At 34.1% G+C, this 18,299-nt stretch carries 11 protein-coding genes; 3 read left to right on the top strand and 8 right to left on the bottom strand.

Annotation, left to right across the window (positions count from 1 at the left end; genetic code table 11):
• Positions 1-41: 41 nt before the first annotated feature.
• Positions 42-2,237: a hypothetical protein gene (locus tag GXM16_RS05790; protein ID WP_163393458.1), complete on the top strand. Its 2,196-nt coding sequence runs from the start codon at positions 42-44 to the stop codon at positions 2,235-2,237.
• Between the two features lie 306 nt (positions 2,238-2,543).
• On the top strand, positions 2,544-4,394 hold the full coding sequence (locus tag GXM16_RS05785; protein ID WP_163393457.1) for a rhamnogalacturonan lyase: 1,851 nt from the start codon (positions 2,544-2,546) through the stop codon (positions 4,392-4,394).
• Between the two features lie 207 nt (positions 4,395-4,601).
• Here the strand turns inward: GXM16_RS05785 and GXM16_RS05780 are convergent, their stop codons facing one another.
• The 8 genes from GXM16_RS05780 to GXM16_RS05745 all read right to left on the bottom strand — a co-directional run bounded on the left by GXM16_RS05780 (position 4,602) and on the right by GXM16_RS05745 (position 16,923).
• Complete coding sequence (locus GXM16_RS05780; RefSeq protein WP_163393456.1) at positions 4,602-6,173, bottom strand: ELWxxDGT repeat protein; 1,572 nt, start codon at positions 6,171-6,173, stop codon at positions 4,602-4,604.
• A gap of 313 nt (positions 6,174-6,486) precedes the next feature.
• Positions 6,487-7,638: a cytochrome-c peroxidase gene (locus GXM16_RS05775; RefSeq protein ID WP_163393455.1), complete on the bottom strand. Its 1,152-nt coding sequence runs from the start codon at positions 7,636-7,638 to the stop codon at positions 6,487-6,489.
• Positions 7,639-7,642: 4 nt separating this feature from the next.
• Entirely contained in the window at positions 7,643-9,121 is a 1,479-nt protein-coding gene (locus GXM16_RS05770) for a hypothetical protein (protein ID WP_163393454.1), read from the bottom strand.
• A complete protein-coding gene (locus GXM16_RS05765) occupies positions 9,108-10,586 on the bottom strand; it encodes a RagB/SusD family nutrient uptake outer membrane protein (protein WP_163393453.1) in 1,479 nt (492 codons plus the stop codon). The genes GXM16_RS05770 and GXM16_RS05765 overlap by 14 nt, the downstream gene beginning before the upstream one ends.
• 5 nt (positions 10,587-10,591) lie before the next feature.
• Entirely contained in the window at positions 10,592-13,942 is a 3,351-nt protein-coding gene (locus GXM16_RS05760) for a SusC/RagA family TonB-linked outer membrane protein (protein ID WP_163393452.1), read from the bottom strand.
• A 12-nt stretch (positions 13,943-13,954) separates the two neighbouring features.
• The gene (locus GXM16_RS05755; RefSeq protein WP_163393451.1) at positions 13,955-15,058 is read right to left on the bottom strand and encodes a FecR family protein; all 1,104 of its coding nucleotides are present in this window, start codon (positions 15,056-15,058) and stop codon (positions 13,955-13,957) included.
• Positions 15,059-15,124: 66 nt separating this feature from the next.
• Entirely contained in the window at positions 15,125-15,724 is a 600-nt protein-coding gene (locus GXM16_RS05750; protein WP_163393450.1) for an RNA polymerase sigma-70 factor, read from the bottom strand.
• Positions 15,725-15,882: 158 nt separating this feature from the next.
• Positions 15,883-16,923: a GntR family transcriptional regulator gene (locus tag GXM16_RS05745; RefSeq protein ID WP_163393449.1), complete on the bottom strand. Its 1,041-nt coding sequence runs from the start codon at positions 16,921-16,923 to the stop codon at positions 15,883-15,885.
• A gap of 284 nt (positions 16,924-17,207) precedes the next feature.
• Between GXM16_RS05745 and rhaT the strand changes: the two genes are divergently transcribed.
• Positions 17,208-18,278 (top strand): L-rhamnose/proton symporter RhaT, encoded by a 1,071-nt coding sequence (gene rhaT / locus GXM16_RS05740; protein WP_163393448.1) that lies wholly within the window; start codon positions 17,208-17,210, stop codon positions 18,276-18,278.
• Positions 18,279-18,299: the final 21 nt, after the last annotated feature.

Here is an 18,299-nt window from a genome sequence, read left to right as displayed (position 1 = left end):
ATTTCAATGTCAATTCAATAATAAAATTTTAAAACTGCAATATGAAAAAATTACTTTCTGTATCCTTTTTGGTGTTCTCTTTTTCTGTTTTTTCACAACAAAAAATAGACAGGAAAGCATTGGTAACAAGGCATAATGTTCAAATTACCGCAATAGATACTTTAGCTTCTCTAACTATTGGGAATGGAACTTTTGCTTTTACGGTTGATGCAACCGGATTGCAGAGTTTCCCTGAAAAATACCAAAACGGAGTTCCGTTGGGAACACAGTCGGAATGGGGCTGGGACAGTTATAAAAATACAGAGAATTATAAGTTTTCTGAAACTTTGAGAGATGTAGATCAGTATGGTCGTAAAATTTCATATTCAACACAAATTAAAGAACCTGCACGAAAAAAAGAAGCGGTTGAATGGTTTCGCCAGAACCCTCATTTATTGCAGTTGGGAAATATAGGTTTTGAAATTACTAAAAAAGATGGCAGTTTGGTAAAACCGGAAGATATTAAAGCCATTAATCAAAAGCTGGATTTATGGACAGGAAAAATTGAGAGCTATTTTGAGGTGGAGGGCATTTCCGTGAAAGTGATAACGGCCTGCGATCAGACTAAAGATGCTGTAGGTTTTAAAGTAGAATCGGATTTAATTCAGCAAGGGCGTCTGAAAATTCGTGTCCGAATCCCTTTTCCAACAGGACTATGGGGTGATATGGGTACGAAATGGGAAGAAAAACAAGATGTTGCTATTTCAAATGTTGCTATTGCGGGGACTGAAATGGGAAAAAAATGGGGAGGAAAGCAGGATTATAAAAGCAATCTGAAAATCAAAAACAAATCAGAAGCTACCATTACACACATAATGGACAGTATTTCGTATGATATTAATCTGAAATGGAAAGGCACTGCATCGATCAAAGAAAAAGCAAAACATTATTTTGTTGTAGAACCTTCAAAAGGCAATAAAATCGAATTGAGTTGTTCGTTCATTCAAACGGATAAAAACAAATCTGTTAATCCTTCTTTTGAAGCAATTGAAAAAAGCAGTATTGCTGGTTGGGAATCCTTTTGGAAAAGCGGAGCGGCAGTTGATTTTTCTGGAAGTACAGATAAACGTGCACATGAATTGGAGCGCCGTGTGATTCTTTCACAATACCTTACCAAATTGCAGTGTACCGGAAAAGTTCCGCCACAGGAAACCGGTTTGACTTATAACAGCTGGTTCGGGAAACCACACTTAGAAATGCATTGGTGGCACGGAGTACATTTTGCGCTTTGGGACAGACCGGAATTACTGGAGAAAAGCCTTCCGTGGTATCAAAGAGTTTTTGAAAAAGCTAAAAATATAGCCAAAAGACAAGGTTTTGAAGGGGCAAGATGGCAAAAAATGACAGATTACGATGGTAATGAAAGTCCGTCTTCTGTGGGGGCATTCCTGATTTGGCAGCAACCGCATTTCATTACTTATGCCGATTTGATTTATCAGGCAAAACCAACAGATGCAACTTTAAATTTATACAGCGAACGTGTTTTTGCAACGGCTGATTTTATGGCTTCATTTGCTCATTACGACAATAAAAACGATCGTTACGTTTTAGGGCCAGGCGTGATTCCGGCACAGGAAAGATTCAAAGCCATCGAAACTTTTAATCCAACGTATGAATTGGCATATTGGAATTGGGCTTTAAAAACTGCTATTAACTGGAAGAAAAAACTAAACCAGAAAGTTCCTGAGAAGTGGGAAACCGTTTTGGCAAAATTATCGCCTTTACCAATTGCTAAAGATGTTTATCTGGCAACAGAAAGCGCAACAGACTCCTACACCAATCCTGAGTTTAAGACAGATCATCCATCGGTTTTAGGAACTTACGGAATGCTTCCGGAGACTTCTCTTCTGGATAAAAAAATCATGAAAAATACTTTCAATTTAGTTTGGGATACCTGGTCTTGGGATAAAACATGGGGATGGGATTTTCCGATGACAGCGATGTCTGCAGCCCGTTTACAAATGCCGGAAAAAGCAATTGATGCGCTTTTTATGAATGTAGTAACCAATACCTATCTGAAAAACGGTCACAATTATCAGTCGCCAAGGTTGACTCTTTATCTTCCTGGTAATGGTGGTTTGTTGACAGCTGTTGCGATGATGTGCGCAGGCTGGGAGGGAAATACAATCGAGAATCCGGGGTTTCCTAAAGACGGTTCTTGGAAAGTTAGAAGTGAAGGATTTAAGAAGATGTTTTAAGTTTTTGAATATATAAACTGCTAAGAATCTGAGGAGCTAAGTTTTACCATAGCAAAGCTTAGTTTGTAAGCTTAGTTATGTCATTTCGACGAAAGGAGAAATCACACACGTAACTCTACAAAGATTGACCATTTCTTTGCGGAATTGCTAGTGTGATTTCTCCTTTCGTCGAAATGACAAACTGTATCGCAAAAAAAAAAATTAAAGATCTGTTTAAATCTTTTTAAATCTGCGTGAAATTCTACTGTTAAACCTTGACTCCTAAAACCAGTCTAAACATCAAACTTTACCAACTAAAACCAAATTATGAAAAATAAAATTTTATTACTGTTATTCTTTTTGTCAGGTTCAATTTTACTTGCCCAAAGACAAATGGAAAGTTTAGACCGTGGTGTAATTGCTATAAAATACAAAAACCAGTTTTTTATCAGCTGGCGTGTTTTAGGGACTGATGCTGATGATCTGGCTTTTAATTTATATCGAAAAAGTGATTCTCAGAAAGCAGTAAAATTAAATGCCAAACCCATAACCGGAGCCACAAATTTTCTTGATACCAAGGCCAATGAGAAAGAAGAAAACACCTGGTTTGTAAAAATGGTTTTAAAAGGAAAAGAAACAGATGCAAAAGGGAGTTTTACAATTCCGGCTTCAAGTCCTGATAAAAATTATTTGTCTATAGCTATAAAACCGGTTGACGGCTATATTCCGAATGATCTTTCGACTGGTGATTTAGATGGTGACGGAAAGTATGATTTAATAGTTCACATGACCGGAAAAGGACATGATAATTCGCATACAGGTATTACAGATCCGCCTATTTTTCAGGCGTATACTTTAGAAGGGAGATTTTTATGGCAGATCAGTTTAGGTAAAAACATTCGGGAAGGAGCGCATTATACACAATTTATGGTCTATGATCTGGATGGTGACGGAATATCTGAACTGGTTTGCAAAACGGCTGATGGAACAACAGACAGTCAGGGTAATGTGGTTGGAGATGTTTCAAAAGACTGGGTGGAAAGAGACCCAAAATCTCCGATTTACGGAAAAATTTTAAAAGGCCCTGAATACCTTTCTGTTTTTGACGGAAGAACCGGAAAGTTAGTTACAACCACAGATTATATTCCCGATAGAGGTGATTTGGCAGGCTGGGGCGGACATGGCGGAAGCGGAGGAAATGACACCAAAGGAAACAGAATTGATCGTTTTACAGCTTGTATTGCATACTTGGACGGAATTCATCCAAGTGTAGTAATGTGCCGCGGCTATTACGGAAGAACTGTCTTGGCGGCTTTCGACTTTAAAAATAAAAAACTGACTTCAAAATGGGTTTTTGACAGTAAAGATGCTGAAAATCCGTATTCAGGAATGGGCAACCACGGACTTACGGTTGCTGACGTTGATAACGATGGCAAAGATGAAATTGTTTATGGATCAATGTGTGTTGATGATAACGGAAAAGGCTTATATACAACAGGTTTCAGACATGGAGATGCTTTACACGTTTCGGATCTGGATCCGGAAGTTCCAGGTTTGGAAGCTTTTGGAATTCATGAAATTGAAAATAAAACGACAGGTCCGGGTGTAGCTGTATTTTCAGCCGCTGACGGAAAAGTTCTGTTTACCGATTCCCTTAATGAAGATGTTGGGCGTGGCGTAGCAGATAATATCGATCCTACCCTAAAAGGAGCGCAATGCTGGTGGTCAGGTTCTCCTTTTTTATATGATATGAAAGGAAACAAAATAGGCGATGCACCAAAATCAATTAACTTCCTTATTTACTGGGATGGCGATACTTCAAGAGAGCTCCTGAATTCTAATTATATTGATAAATATGGTAAAGGAAGATTATTTACTGCAACCGGAGCAGTTTCCAATAATGGAACAAAATCGACTCCGGCACTTTCTGCAGATCTGATTGGCGACTGGAGGGAAGAGCTGATTTTAAGAAGCGAAGACAATACCGAATTACGAATTTACTCAACGACAATTCCAACTGATATAAGGCAGTATACTTTGATGCATGATCCTCAATACAGATTGAGTATTGTCTGGCAAAATGTAGGGTATAACCAGCCTCCTCATACCGGATTTTATTTCGGAAGCGATATGCAGCCAGCTCCGAAACCTAATATTGTTTTGGTTCCTTTGAAGTAACCTTTAATTGAAAAAACGAGTGTCAGGCTGAGCGGAGTCGGAGCCCCTTTCGAACTAAAAAAAGTCTTCACTAAGTTTATTCTAATTAAGATGAATTGATTATTATTATAAAAATGAATAAAAAAGTCCGTTTCAAATTCATGAAACGGACTTTTAGATTTGTGATTTATTGGGGCAAAAACATACCTGTTGATGTAAAAATTACAACTATTTGATAATAATTTTAGTAGATGAAGTCTGACTGTTTTTAGTCAGTTTTAAAATATACAAACCAGTTTTTAAATTCAGTTTAAGTGCATTATCATTGGTTTTACCGGCAGCTTGTTTTTTACCTAATACATCAAAAACTTCGTGTTGAATAGTTTCATTATCTGTATTATTGATAAAGATATTTCCATCAGAAGGATTTGGATATACCGCCACAGCTTCTAACTTATCCTGATCTTTAACAGAAAGGGTAGGAGGTGTGTAAGTGAAAAGTTCCTGACCGTCATTTACGGTTGCTGCAAAGAACAGTTTGTTTCCTATTTTTGTTAAGTTTAAAACGTTTGTTGGTCCTGGAATAGCGACTGTTCCTAAATCAGTACCATCAGTTTGCCATAATTCTCTTAAACCATCAGCATTACTATCAGCAGTAAAATATACTATTCCGTTTAGTTCAATATAATCAATAGTTACGCTTGATGTTGGAGCATTAAAATCTTTCAATTTTGTTAAAAGATTATTTTCGTATTTGTAAAAATCATAATTAGCCCCGTTATCAGAGGCGAAAAAATAAAGCACACCATTTACAGATTGAATCTGATCAGGTGTTGAGCTTCCTGTTCCCTGATTAATGTCAGCAACTTCTGTTGTTCCGTTTGGAGTTCCGTCAGTTTTCCATAGTTCAACCCCGTTTGGACCATTTGCTCTGAAAAAAGTAATATTTCCTGAATTTGCAAAACGAGTAGGACTAGATGCAGTGGCTCCAGAGTTAATATCTTTTACCAATTCAGTACCGTTTTCAGTACCGTCAGTTTTCCATAATTCAAATCCTGTTGTACCATCATTCCCTGGAAAATAGATAGTATTTCCATTTTTGATATAGGTAATATTTATACCATGGGCTGTATCTTTATTGATATCTTTAATATTATTCGATATAGTAGAAAGACCGTCCCATTTGTATAATTCTCTTCCTGTTGTATTAACTACTAATTGGCAATATATAGCGTTACCATTTAGGTTTTCAATCCAGTTAATGCTATTTCCTGTACCTGGCTGATCAATAAGATTAGTTATAGTTGTACCATCTGTTTTCCAGATTTCAGTACCTGTGGTTCCATTATTTGCTGAGAAAACCATAGTTGCAGGGTTAATTACAGTAAGAAAAGAAGGGTTAGAAGCTGAAGTTCCGGTATATAAATCAAATACCATTTGCGTTCCTGCATCTGTACCGTCTGTTTTCCAAAGTTCAATACCATTTACTGTTGAGCCGTTTGTGGCACTGAAATAAATTTGATTATTAAAAGCAGTGAAATTCCCAGCATTTGAATTTGTAGAACTACTTGTGTTAATATCTTTAACCATTACAGTTCCTGTTTCAGTACCATCAGATTTCCATAATTCTACACCATTTGTGCCATTATTTGCCCTAAAATATAATATTCCATTAAAATCGAAGAAATTGGTAGGATTGGAATCGGCAGTTGCCGTTGTTGAATTTATGTTTTTAACCTGAGTGATTTGCCCAAAGGAAAGTGTAGAAATTAATAACAAAAAAAGGTATTTATTTTTCATATTTTACCTGTATTAAATTAATGTATTTATAAAGAGTTGATTTTTTTAATGAAATTATAAAAGGATTAGGCTTCTGTTTTTTTGATCTTAAGTGCAATTAATGCCGGTATTGAGACTACAAAAGGAAATGTGATTACAAAAAAAGCTAAGATATAAGGCTGTTTAAATCTATGCTGGTTTTTTATAATATAGAATATTGTAATTGGCGTTAATATGAGATGTAATAAAATACAAAGTTGATATAGAAATAAGCCTGTTTCAAATTGGTTGATTAATTGATTCATAATAGTTATTGCTTAGGTTTTATTAAAAATTATTTAGGAAGTTCCGGTGTCATGATTCTTCTCGTTGGCGTACTTAAAGTTTCTATAAATGCCAATAGATCGCTCATTTCTTCTTTGCTTAAATTTAATTTCTTAAGCATCGGATCTACTTTTGGGATCAATGAATCGCGAGGAGTTCCCAAATATTTTTTTTGAACAGGAGAGGGGTTACCTAAATTGTAAAGCTCAACAACATCTAGTAAAGTAGGGAAGTGCCCATGATGCATCCATGGTTTGGTATTGACTACTTCACGAAGAGTAGGCGTTCTGAATTTACCAATATCATTCACATCTTTAGTCACATTGTAACGGCCAAAATCTTCATTTTTTGTTCCGAATAAAACCTGCCCGTCATTATGAAATTGGTTGTCGCTGAAATAAGGCGTATTATGACAGTTGATGCATTGTGCTTTGGTTCTGAATAAATGCAGTCCTTTTACCTGCTGATCGGTGTAAGCATCTGATTTTCCACTGACAAAATGATCAAATTTACTTTTCGGACTGTTGATGGATCTTTCGAATGTTGCGATGGCATACTGAATTCGTTCAAGAGTCACTTTTTTGTCTCCAAAAGCAGCCTGAAAAAGTGGGTTATACCCTTTTATTTTTCCAATTTTATTGACCGCAATCGTAAGTTTTTCATTCATTTCTAAAGGATCACTCACAGGAAACTGCGCCTGATCTTCTAAACTCTTCGCACGACCGTCCCAAAATAGGGAAGTTGCGTAAGCCGAATTTAAAATCGTCATTGAATTTCGTTTTCCGGTTTGACGGTCATGGCCAAAAGAACGTGTTAAATTGTCTGTCCATCCAAGTTCAGGATTGTGGCAGGAAGCACAGGCAATTTGCCCGCTCAGTGATAATCTCGGATCAAAAAACAATACTTTTCCCAGACTCTCTTTTTCCTTAGAATACGGATTATAAGCTGGATAAGGAACAGGAGGAAGTACGCCAATATCCTGAAATTTAGATTTGTCGATACTTTCGTGTAATTCTGCTGCAGGCCATTTTGAAGTATCACCGCTGGAATAAATTTTCCGAAGTTCCTGAATATCGGTGTATTCAGGTTCTTCGATACTTTTATATGCTGCTGTTAGGCTTAACAGTAATAAAAGTGGGATTATTATTTTTTTTGCATTCATAATTTTATAAATCAATTGCTTTTCTACAAGGTTCATCTAATGGAGTTACCGTTGGGAAGGTATTTTTATTGTAAATTTTATATTTAGATGTCACAGTTCCTCCAAATAATTCGACATTGGTTAATTTCAATTCAAATGAAATTTCAAATAAATCAGGACTTATTTGTTGGTAGGTACCTTCTCCTTCAATAGCGATGCTATAACTTTTTGCATTTGCTCCTGATGTTCCAATTGTAATATCCTGAGGTATCACAAGTACGATACCATTGGTTTTACTGTTTCCGTTTTCAGGGAAAAATTCAAGGGCTGATTTTATATTAAAACCTGGAGAAATGGCTGCTGTAGTACTGGCATTAGGAAACCATCTTTTTAAATTAAATGAATTTACAGTATTGGTTCCTGCAACTACATTGAAACCTATTTTGAATGCATCATGATAGATATCATCATTAGGATTTGCTGTGCCTTTATCACTATATAATAGAGCATTTTGATTATCTTTTGTCACTACTACCGGAAAAGTCTGTACATTAAATGACTGCCATACACAAGCACCACCTCTTTCAAACCAGTTAACACCATAGGTCAGATTATTTGTATTTGATAAATTATAGAACTTAGAAGCAGGATTAGCTAAAACGTCGCGAGTTGATTTTTCAGGTTTAACAATCGTTAAGCTCGTATTTCCGTTGGCAATATAATTTGGAGTTGTCTTTAATGTGATTTTTGTCTGATAGCGGACATCTTCATTACTTAAATTTTCTAAAAGAGTCAAATGATAATTTATAGAACTTCTGTTGTTGCCATAATCATCATGAGTTAAAGAATAATCGAAGCCATTCAGAAAACTGAATATTTCAAGATTTTCAATTTCTGAAGGGATAAATCCATTAGGAAAATTTACTCTAAAATCTATCTTTTCGCCAACTACACCTTTAATGAAAAATTGATTTTCCGGAAATGTATAGCTTGTAGCCGCATCTCCCAAAGTAATGGTGAAAATATTATGAGGAGCCTGAGTGTTTAAGTTTCCAATATGAACCAAAGGGTCAGAAGCATTTTCTAATTTCAGGGTAATAGTCTGCTTATCCTTCCATCTTTGATCAAAAGAAACAAAAATGGTATCAGTCAGTTTATTTCCTTCAAAAACTAATTGGCTTTCAGGATTCATACTGTAAGTGTTTACGTCACCTGAAGTTACTGAACTAAAATTAACAGTTACAGGTGACTTTAAAGTACTAGAAGTTAAAGTAACAGGTACTTTTAAGGTTTTGACTGATTTGTTTTCAAATGTATTTACCGGAAGCAAAGCTGTATTTACTTTAGGGTATTCTAAAGGTACTCCCGCAGAAGTGGTTAAAAAATTGAAACGAACAAACGGATCAACACTTCTGGAATCTAATTTGTAATCATCCTTTGAGCAGGAATGAAACAGTACTGTAACAATACTTAATAGAGCTATAATTTTACTAATACGATTCATTTTGTTTCAGATTTGTGTTAATGTTGGTATTATTGCGTGGGATAGGCAATACAAATTTGAGTGATGGATAATCTATACTGCAATTGAGAGACAGGCAGCCATCATTTCTCGAAATATTTTTATGGTTTCTGGTTGTATCAAAAAATAAATGTCCTTCAAAACAAAGTTCTTTTCGCCTTTCTAAAAATATAGCATCTTCTAAAATTTCTGAATCGGTTAGAAGACTGGTATTTGCTCTTTCTCTTATAGTATTTATATCAGTTTTGGCCTGAACGATATTATCCAGTTTTAAAGCCGCTTCTGCACGAATCAAATACTGTTCACTCAATCTAAAAGCAATATATCCGGGATTTCCCTGAAATTTTTTGGTGAAATAGTAATTTCTGTCGACCAATTGTAAATTAATCAGGGTTTGTAATGGCTGAACCAAAAACAACTGTTTTCGCATATCTGATGTTTCGTACAGGTTTATCAAATCTTCCGAAGCAACATAATTGTTATAAACAGTTGGGGATGTATATCCAAAATAAGCAAACAAAGAGCTGCTGGCTGCACCTTCAAGATTTCTTGAGATTGAAAATTCGAGTAAAATCTCAGAAACAGGCAGATCCGGTTTTTCCCATTCAGCAATAAGATTGGCAGAGTTCATTAATGTTATTCCTGAATTTTTAATAATATCATCTGCTGTTTCATAAGCATTTCTCCAATCATTTTTAGATAAATAAACCCTGGATAACAAAGCTTTTGTATTTGTCTTATTGAAATACGAATAAGCAGGTCCGTTTAAAAGTACATTATTCGAATAAAGATCTAATGCTGTTTTTATATCATTTATGATATAGTTGTAAGTGTTAGCAGCAGTTTCTCTTGATGGATATTGCAGCCCGTTTTTTATTGATCTCTTATTGTAAACAATTCCTAAATGTGAGGCATCATTTGTGTAACTGTAATTTTGGCTGTACAATTGATTGATTAAAAAATGCATGTAAGCCCTTGCTGTCAAAGCTTCAGCTTTAATCTGATTTTTTTCGGATTCTGTTGCGTCTGTTAAAGCATCTGTAAATTCTAAAATCAAATTGGCTTCATTTATGGCTTCGTAGGCACCATTATAAAAAGCTAAGAGATTAGAATTATCAGCAGAATCATCAAAAGAATAGAAGTTTGTTATAGCAGTAGGAATACGGAATTCCCCTTTTATGGTACCCGTTGAAGAAGGAGTGATTTTTAAATTGCCTCCCTGAATATCAGAATAAACTATAAAAGCCGGGCCATTTACTACATCCCTGATGTCACCATAGACACCATTCAAAGCTTGTAGAACCCCTTTTTTTGTTGATAGTTGTTCATCAATAGAAGTCTGTGTCCCTGGTTCCTGTTCTAAAAAATCACTGCAGCTTTGCAATAAACAGAATATACCAAGAAGTATCAGAAGCTTGCATTGTTTTGTATTTTTTAAATAGTTCATCTTCTTTAAAATTTAGTATTAATTCCCAACGAAATAGTTCTCGCCTGAGGATAAGTGTAATTAAGTTCCCTGATGCCATTCATTCCTGACGGGCTTTTTTCTTTGTACCAATAAAGCAGATTAGATACATCTCCGAAAATGGTTAAATTATCAAGAAAAGTATTTTTTACAGGTACGTTGTAACTTAGGTTGATATTATTAATTTTAATATAAGTGGCATCATAGACATATTTACTCATGTTAGGTATTATTGGGTTATCGTCCGGTGAAGGCTGCGAAACTATATCTCCTTGTTTTCTCCAATAATCATAAGCGTTTACTGTCATGTTACGGTTTGATGTCGTTCTGTATTTTGCAATAATATCATCAGAAACAAATTTGTCGCCTCCCCATTGAAAAGCACCATTTATAGATAATGTAATATTGTCGTTTAATGAAAACCTGTTACTGAAACCTCCAAAAGCTTTTGGCTGGGTATCACCAATTGGTTCCCAATCTGCTATAGTAAATAAACTCATATAAGTCCTGGAATCATAAACCTGACCATTTTTTCGGATAAGATCCCTCCCGGTTGCCGGATCGATACCAATCCAGTTTACGCCCCAAATAGTGGTGGTGCTGTATCCGACTTTCTGGGCAAGTGCTTTATTTGATTCAGAGAATTCACTTCCCAGACCAATTAACTCAGTTACTTTATTCTCAACTGTAGAAATATTAAAAGATGTTGTCCATTTAAATTTTCCTTTTTGAAACCATTTAATTCTTGTAGTGAATTCAAGACCTTTGTTGTACATGCTAGCAGCGTTCAATTCTAAAGTTCCATAACCATTTTCTGAAGGAATGTCTCTGGAAACAATTAAGTCAGACAAATTATCATAATAATATTCCAGCGATAATTCAAGAGTGTTAAAAACATTAAAATCAATACCAGCATTAAATTTTACGTTTTTCTCCCAGCTTAGATTGCCGTTTGGAGCATCAGCCACAATTGCGTCTATTTCGCCATTATATCCATTTTGAGAAATATTGTATAATCCTTTTGAACGATAGGATCCAATTCTGGAATTTCCAGTTGAGCCATAGCTTGCCTTAAATTTTAATAAATCAATCCAGGAATTTGATAGTAAAAAATCCTCGTTACTTGTTATCCAGGAAACACCTGCTCCGCTATTTAAGGCAACATTGGTATCATTACCAAAAACAGAACTTTGATCACGTCTCAGATTTCCTAAAAAATAGTATTTCTTTTTATAATTATAATTGATTTGAGCGAATGACGATACTCTTGAACCGTAACTAATCTCGTTTCTATAAGTTTGGTTTCCTCTTGTTTCGTCAATAGCCGTTAATGGATCATCATCTTGTATAGCATCTGCAACAGCATTGACAATATTAGGATTCACAAAGCCGGTGGCAGACGAATAATGAAATTTTCCGTTTTCTTCTGCAAGTTCAAAACCCAGAACACCATCTATTGTATGATTTTTATTAATTTGTTTGTCAAATAACATTTGTCCCTGCCAGTTCCATTTAGTAGAGTTTCGCTGATTAATAGCTCTTCTTCCCCAATTAAAATGTGTAATTCCGTCCAGAATAAAAGTTCCGCTGCTTCGTCCACTTTCATTTTCTCCTGAAAAATAGCGATCCTGATTTTTATCTTTATAATCGATACCGAAAAGAGTTGAGAACTTAAAAGCTTTATTCAATTGATATCCTAAATTGATACTTCCTAAAAGACCGTAAGTATCGGTTTGGTTTCTATTTTGCGCAATAGCGGCTAAAGGATTACCGCCGTTTACTCCTGTTACTCCGGTAACAGTGTAAGATCCATCCTCGTTAAACGGTGCTAATGTGGGTATATAGGCGTGTGTATAATAAATATTAGGTGCATTTTTTTTAATGTAACTAGGATTTAAGGATAAGTTCAGATCCCATTTAGATACCTTATAGCCCAAATTTATGCCTGCATTAAATTGTTTAGTCTTATTTCCTAATTGCGGTTCATCAATATTTAAATATCCAAGATTAGTTCGATAAGAAAACTTTGAATTAGCTCCTGAAACATTAAAATTATATTTATTATAAATTCCGGAATTATTCAATAAGTCAAACCAATCTGTATTAACACCATTGTAAGGCACAAGCGAAGGTGATGAAGAAGTGTTTTTTACATATTCGTTTCTAACTTCGTTATATTGTTCTCCATTTAAATATTTTATCTGATTGATAGCAGAAGAAACTCCCAACTGATTTGAAAAGCCAAATTTAGCTTTTCCGGTTTTTCCTTTTTTTGTTGTAATCAAAATTACACCGTTAGCACCATCTGCACCATATATACCCACAGCTGCTGCATCTTTTAGAACAGTAAATGACTCTATATTGTCAGGAGATATTTGAGCCAAAGGGTTTGACAAAGCCTCAGAAAATGAAGTTTGCCCATTAAAAAATGAACTATCAATATAAGTTTCTTCAGCCATAATTACACCATCGACAATAATAAGTGGCTGTGTTGAAGTTCCTGTAATATTACCATTTACAGCTTTTATAGTTCCCTGCCCTCGGATATTAATTTTTACCGGACCACCAACCCCGGAAGTATTTTCAATTAAAACTCCCGCAATCTGTCCTTCGAGCATTTTATCGATACTCTCAGATGCCTGCTGAACCGGAATATCTTTTGCTGTTATCGTCGAAATACTTCCTACGATTTCTTCTTTTAATTTTTTTGTTCCGTAAGATGATGTAATAATAACCGGATTTAGCTCATCTACAGCTTCTTCCATGTAAAAAGTAAAATTGTTTTTACTTCCGACTTTCTGCTCCTGAGTTACCATTCCGAGAAGTACAACCTGAAGTACAATATTTTCAATATCTTTTTCTTTCAATTGATAAATGAATCTTCCGTCAACATCGCTGATGGCGCCTCTGCCAGTTCCTTTTACCATTACTGTAGCTCCCGGAAGAGGCGTTTTATCTTTTACATTCAGTACAATTCCCTTAATTGTTCTTTCGGTTTTTTCTGTACTATCAGTTGAAGCAGGAGCAGAACTCGTTAATAAAACCTGTTTTTTCTGAATATAAAACGAAATATTTTTTCCTTTAAATAATTTTGTCAAAACGCTTTCTAAAGAGGCATTTTTTACATTTATACTGGCTTTCTGATCTGTATCAATTTTTTTTGCATTGTAGATAATCCTAAAATCTGTTTGTTCTTCAATTGATTTGATAATCAAACTGATAGGCTCATTGTTGACTTGCAGTGTAATTGATTGATTTTGTGCAAACCCCTGAAAACCAAATAAAAGAAGGGCTAAGAAAAACATAGTTTTTCTTGAAAAAAATATTGTAAATATCATGTTTTTAGTGGTTTATGGAATATTGGTAATGGTAATTTTATTTTGTTCGATAGTATAATCAAACGGTGTGTCACGTTTTAGAAGATCCAGAATGTTTTCAATACTCGAATCACTGATTTTAATGGTTCCGGTAAAATTCTGTTTGCCCAAGTCTGAGTTTTTATTAATAATCTCAACATCGTAGGCACGCTGAATTATTTTAATGATGGTAGAAAACGGAGTGTCATTAAATGCAAGTTCACCCTTTGTCCAGGCAGAGTAAAAAGCAGGATCAACTAATTTTGTTGTAATTTTCTTTGAGTTGTTTTGCCAGGTAGCCATCTGATTTGGTTTCAGTAAAACAGCATTCGATGTGTTTTCAGTTTCATACATCTGAATACTTCCTTCAACTAAAACACTATTCACAGACGGATTCTCAGGATAAGCACTTACATTAAATTTCGTACCCAGAACTTCAATAGCAGCCTGATTCACATTGACTATAAAAGGATGTTCTTTGTCTTTGGCAACTTCAAAAAAAGCTTCTCCGGTTAGATAAACTGTTCTTTTTCCGTTAACACCAAACTGTTCAGGATAACGTAAAGTGGTTCCTGAATTCAGACTTACAACAGTTCCATCTGAAAGTATTAATTTAAATGTTTTACCATAAGGAACTTTTAATGAATTGTATACAATATCATTGTCTTTAGCTTTTCCAAAGTATACAATTTGCCCAGGAAGTTTTCGGGCAATCAGTTCACCTTTATCATTTACTAAATTGATGTGATTGTTTTTTGTGATGTATTCTGTCTTGCCGTTGCCTAATTCAAGAACAATCTCTTTTGAAGATTTTGTCTTTTGGTTAAAATTAAAAGCAATTCTTCCTAAACCAAGCAGTACTAAAAATGCTGCAGCATATTGTAAATATTTAGCGGCTTTATTTTTTGGTTTAATTTTAATTACCGGAACAGAATCTTCTGAAATATTTTCAGAAAGGGCAGTAAGAGCCCAGGTTTTCTTTATTGTGATAAACTGCTTTTTATTTTCTTCAGAAGCATCAATCCATTCAAAAAGAGTCTGAATTTCCTGTTCTGAGGCTTCATTAGATAAGTACTTATAAATTATTTCTGATGTCATAATTGAGTTTTAAACTTCTCGTTATGATAAGTACACTTCAGAAATAAAAAACCCTATGTTTAATTTTTAATTATTACAAATAAGAATAAAAATAAGGAATAAATAATCAGACAATTTTGTTTTTAAAATCTTCAAAGCCTTTGTCATATGGGCTTCAACAGCTTTTAAGGTTACCTGCATTTCTTCTGCAATTTCTGTGTTCTTTTTATTCTCAAAACGTTTTTTAATAAAAACTTCACGGGTTTTGGGAGGTAAATCGTTTATAGATTCATTGATTATGCGTTCTAATTCGGTTAGTTCTAACGTATCAAACTGAATCGAATTTAACACTTCAATATCCAGTTCTCTTTCTTTATGATTCAATAAATCGTTTTTGAATTTGTCTTTTACCTTATTATGACGAATAAGGTTCAGAGATTTCGACTTGGCGTAGGTGTATAAAAAAGACTGTATTCCGTTTATAGAATCAATATTTTCTCTGTTTTGCCATAAATTAATAAAAGCCTCCTGAGCCAGGTTTTCAGCTTCATCCTTATCATAAATAAACTGAATACTGAATGAGGTGATTCTACGAAAGTATTTGTCGTAGAAATAAGTAAACGCAGCTTCTTCTCCCTTTTTAAAGGACTCAAATTTAGCGGATTCAAAGCAGGTATTAATATTCATCTATAAATAGAATCTGGTATAAGGATTTATTACAATTAATTTGTTATCCTAAGTGGTATTAGTCCAGAAACGGGAGCAAAGATAAAATATTATTTATATTAATTCTAAATAAAAAAAGTAAGATTTAAAAAATTAACATTTAAAGCCTAATTGTAATATCATATAGAATGTCTGTCAATAAAATTAAACGGTACCTTAATTTCACCTTTTTCCTTATTTAATATCATTCGGGCAGCAATTTCGCCCATTTTGTTAAAATCGGTAGACACTACTGTTATACCCAACAAATCTTTTAGAGGAGTATCATTATAAGATATAACGCCAATATCCTGTCCTAAAACGTATTCCTCATCCCTGATTTGTTTGACTAAATTCACAAGATCAGATTCTTCAATAGTGATGAATAAATCACCTTTCTTAAGGATCATATCGTCATAGACTTCGCTTAAAATTTCAAAATTAATTTCATATTCTACACAAAATTTTCTAAAACCATGTAAAATCCTTCTTGGATATGGATAAACCGCTTTTTCAGGATAAACTAAAATCAGTCTTTTGTATTTATTTATTTTAGAAAGTCCTTCTTTTAAGGCATTGTAGATATCATTTTCAAAATCCTGATAAATTTTAATAACCTCGCTTCCTAAACCAATCTTTATATTATCCATAATTACCAGTTTATCCTGAGGGATTTGCTGGATTGCTTTGGCGACTTCATCAGTAAAACTCAAATGTTTTAATTCATCTGTTTTAAAGTGTGTTGTAATTACATAATAATCATAAGCACCTTCAAATTTATCCAGTAAGTTCAAAAATAAAGTTTCATCACAATGGTAAATATGTAAATCTACATGCGCATTTGCTCCTAAAGTATTAATAAAAGAGCTGTATGTTTTCATTTTATAAGCACTCAGCTTATTAAATAAAAACAAAATATTAACTTTTGATTCTAATTTTGTTCGGGTAATATAGTATCCTTTTCCTCTTATTGAAGAAATAATTTTGCGTTCTTTTAAAATATTATAAGCTTTTTCAACAGTATCCCTTGACATATAAAACTCCTCACTGAAGTTATTTATTGACGGAATCTTTTGATTTATTTTCAGGTTACCATTAGCAATATTTTGCAGTATCGAATCTACAATTTGCTTGTACTTAGGTACTCTTGAATCTTCATCTATTTTAATTAACTTAATCATGGTTGGCATAGTAAAGTTTCTCTTTTATGTCAGAGTTGGAATTATAAATTGCATAATCTGTAATAATTTTCTTCAAAAAGTAATAAAAAATATTAATTACGCATGCGTTCGCTAAAATATGAATTTTAAATTTAAAAAAGCACGAAACACCCAATCTTATCGCAATAATTTATGATTTAAAATAAATATAATTAAGGAAAGGACAGTACAGGATAGTTTTCTTTTTTACATTCTATTATTTTACCAAACCAAAATAACTATCACGAAACCACAAAAAAAATTAAATGGAATCATTATTAGGAATTATTTTTCACTCCATCGGAGGATTTTCTTCAGGCAGTTTTTATATGCCTTTTAAAAAAGTTAAAGATTGGGCCTGGGAAAGCTACTGGCTTGTAGGTGGTTTTTTCTCATGGTTAATTGTTCCGCCAATTGCTGCTTATTTAACGATTCCGAATTTTACTGAAATAATTGCTGCTGCAGCTCCATCTGTTAAAGTATTGGCTTACACAATGGGATTGATCTGGGGTATTGGAGGATTAACATACGGATTGGGTGTTCGCTATTTGGGAATGTCATTAGGGAATTCAATTACTTTAGGATTTTGTTCTGCTTTTGGAGCGTTGATTCCGCCAATCTATTATAATTTCAATGCAGTAGAAGGAAAAGAGTCGATTAGTGATATGTTTGCGAACACGGGCGGACAAATGGTTTTGTTTGGTGTCCTTGTATGTATTGTAGGTATTGCTATTCTGGGTAAAGCCGGAATATTAAAAGAAAAAGATTTTCAAACAGGTCACGAAGACAAAGACAAAGATTTTAGTCTGGTAAAAGGTTTAATCATTGCTATTGTATCAGGTATTTTAAGTTCGTTTTTTAACTTCGGAATTGAAGCTGCAAAACCAATGGCAGATGTTGCCAATGAATCATGGAAAGCATTGCATCCAGGTCAGGGAGAATTTCTTTTTCAAAATAATGTAAGCTACATTGTTATACTTTGGGGAGGATTAACAACTAACTTTATATGGTGTATCTATCTTAATTTCAAAAACAAAACTTTTGGTAATTATACAGATTCTAAAACACCAATTTCAAAAAATGTACTTTTTTCTGCTATTGCAGGTACTATGTGGTTCCTTCAGTTTTTCTTTTACGGAATGGGTGAAAGTAAATTAGGAAACGGAGCAAGTTCATGGATTTTACATATGTCAACCATTATTCTTACTGCAAACTTTTGGGGCTTTTACCTGAAAGAGTGGAAAGGTGTTACTAAAAAAACTTTTAATACTTTTCTGTTAGGAATTGTACTCATGTTTTTATCCATTGTTTTGGTCGGAATCGGAAATTCATTATAAATAATTAATAAACTATCAATA

This window comes from Flavobacterium limi, assembly GCF_010645075.1.
Classification (GTDB): domain Bacteria; phylum Bacteroidota; class Bacteroidia; order Flavobacteriales; family Flavobacteriaceae; genus Flavobacterium; species Flavobacterium limi.
This window is presented reverse-complemented; position numbering and strand designations above follow the sequence as displayed.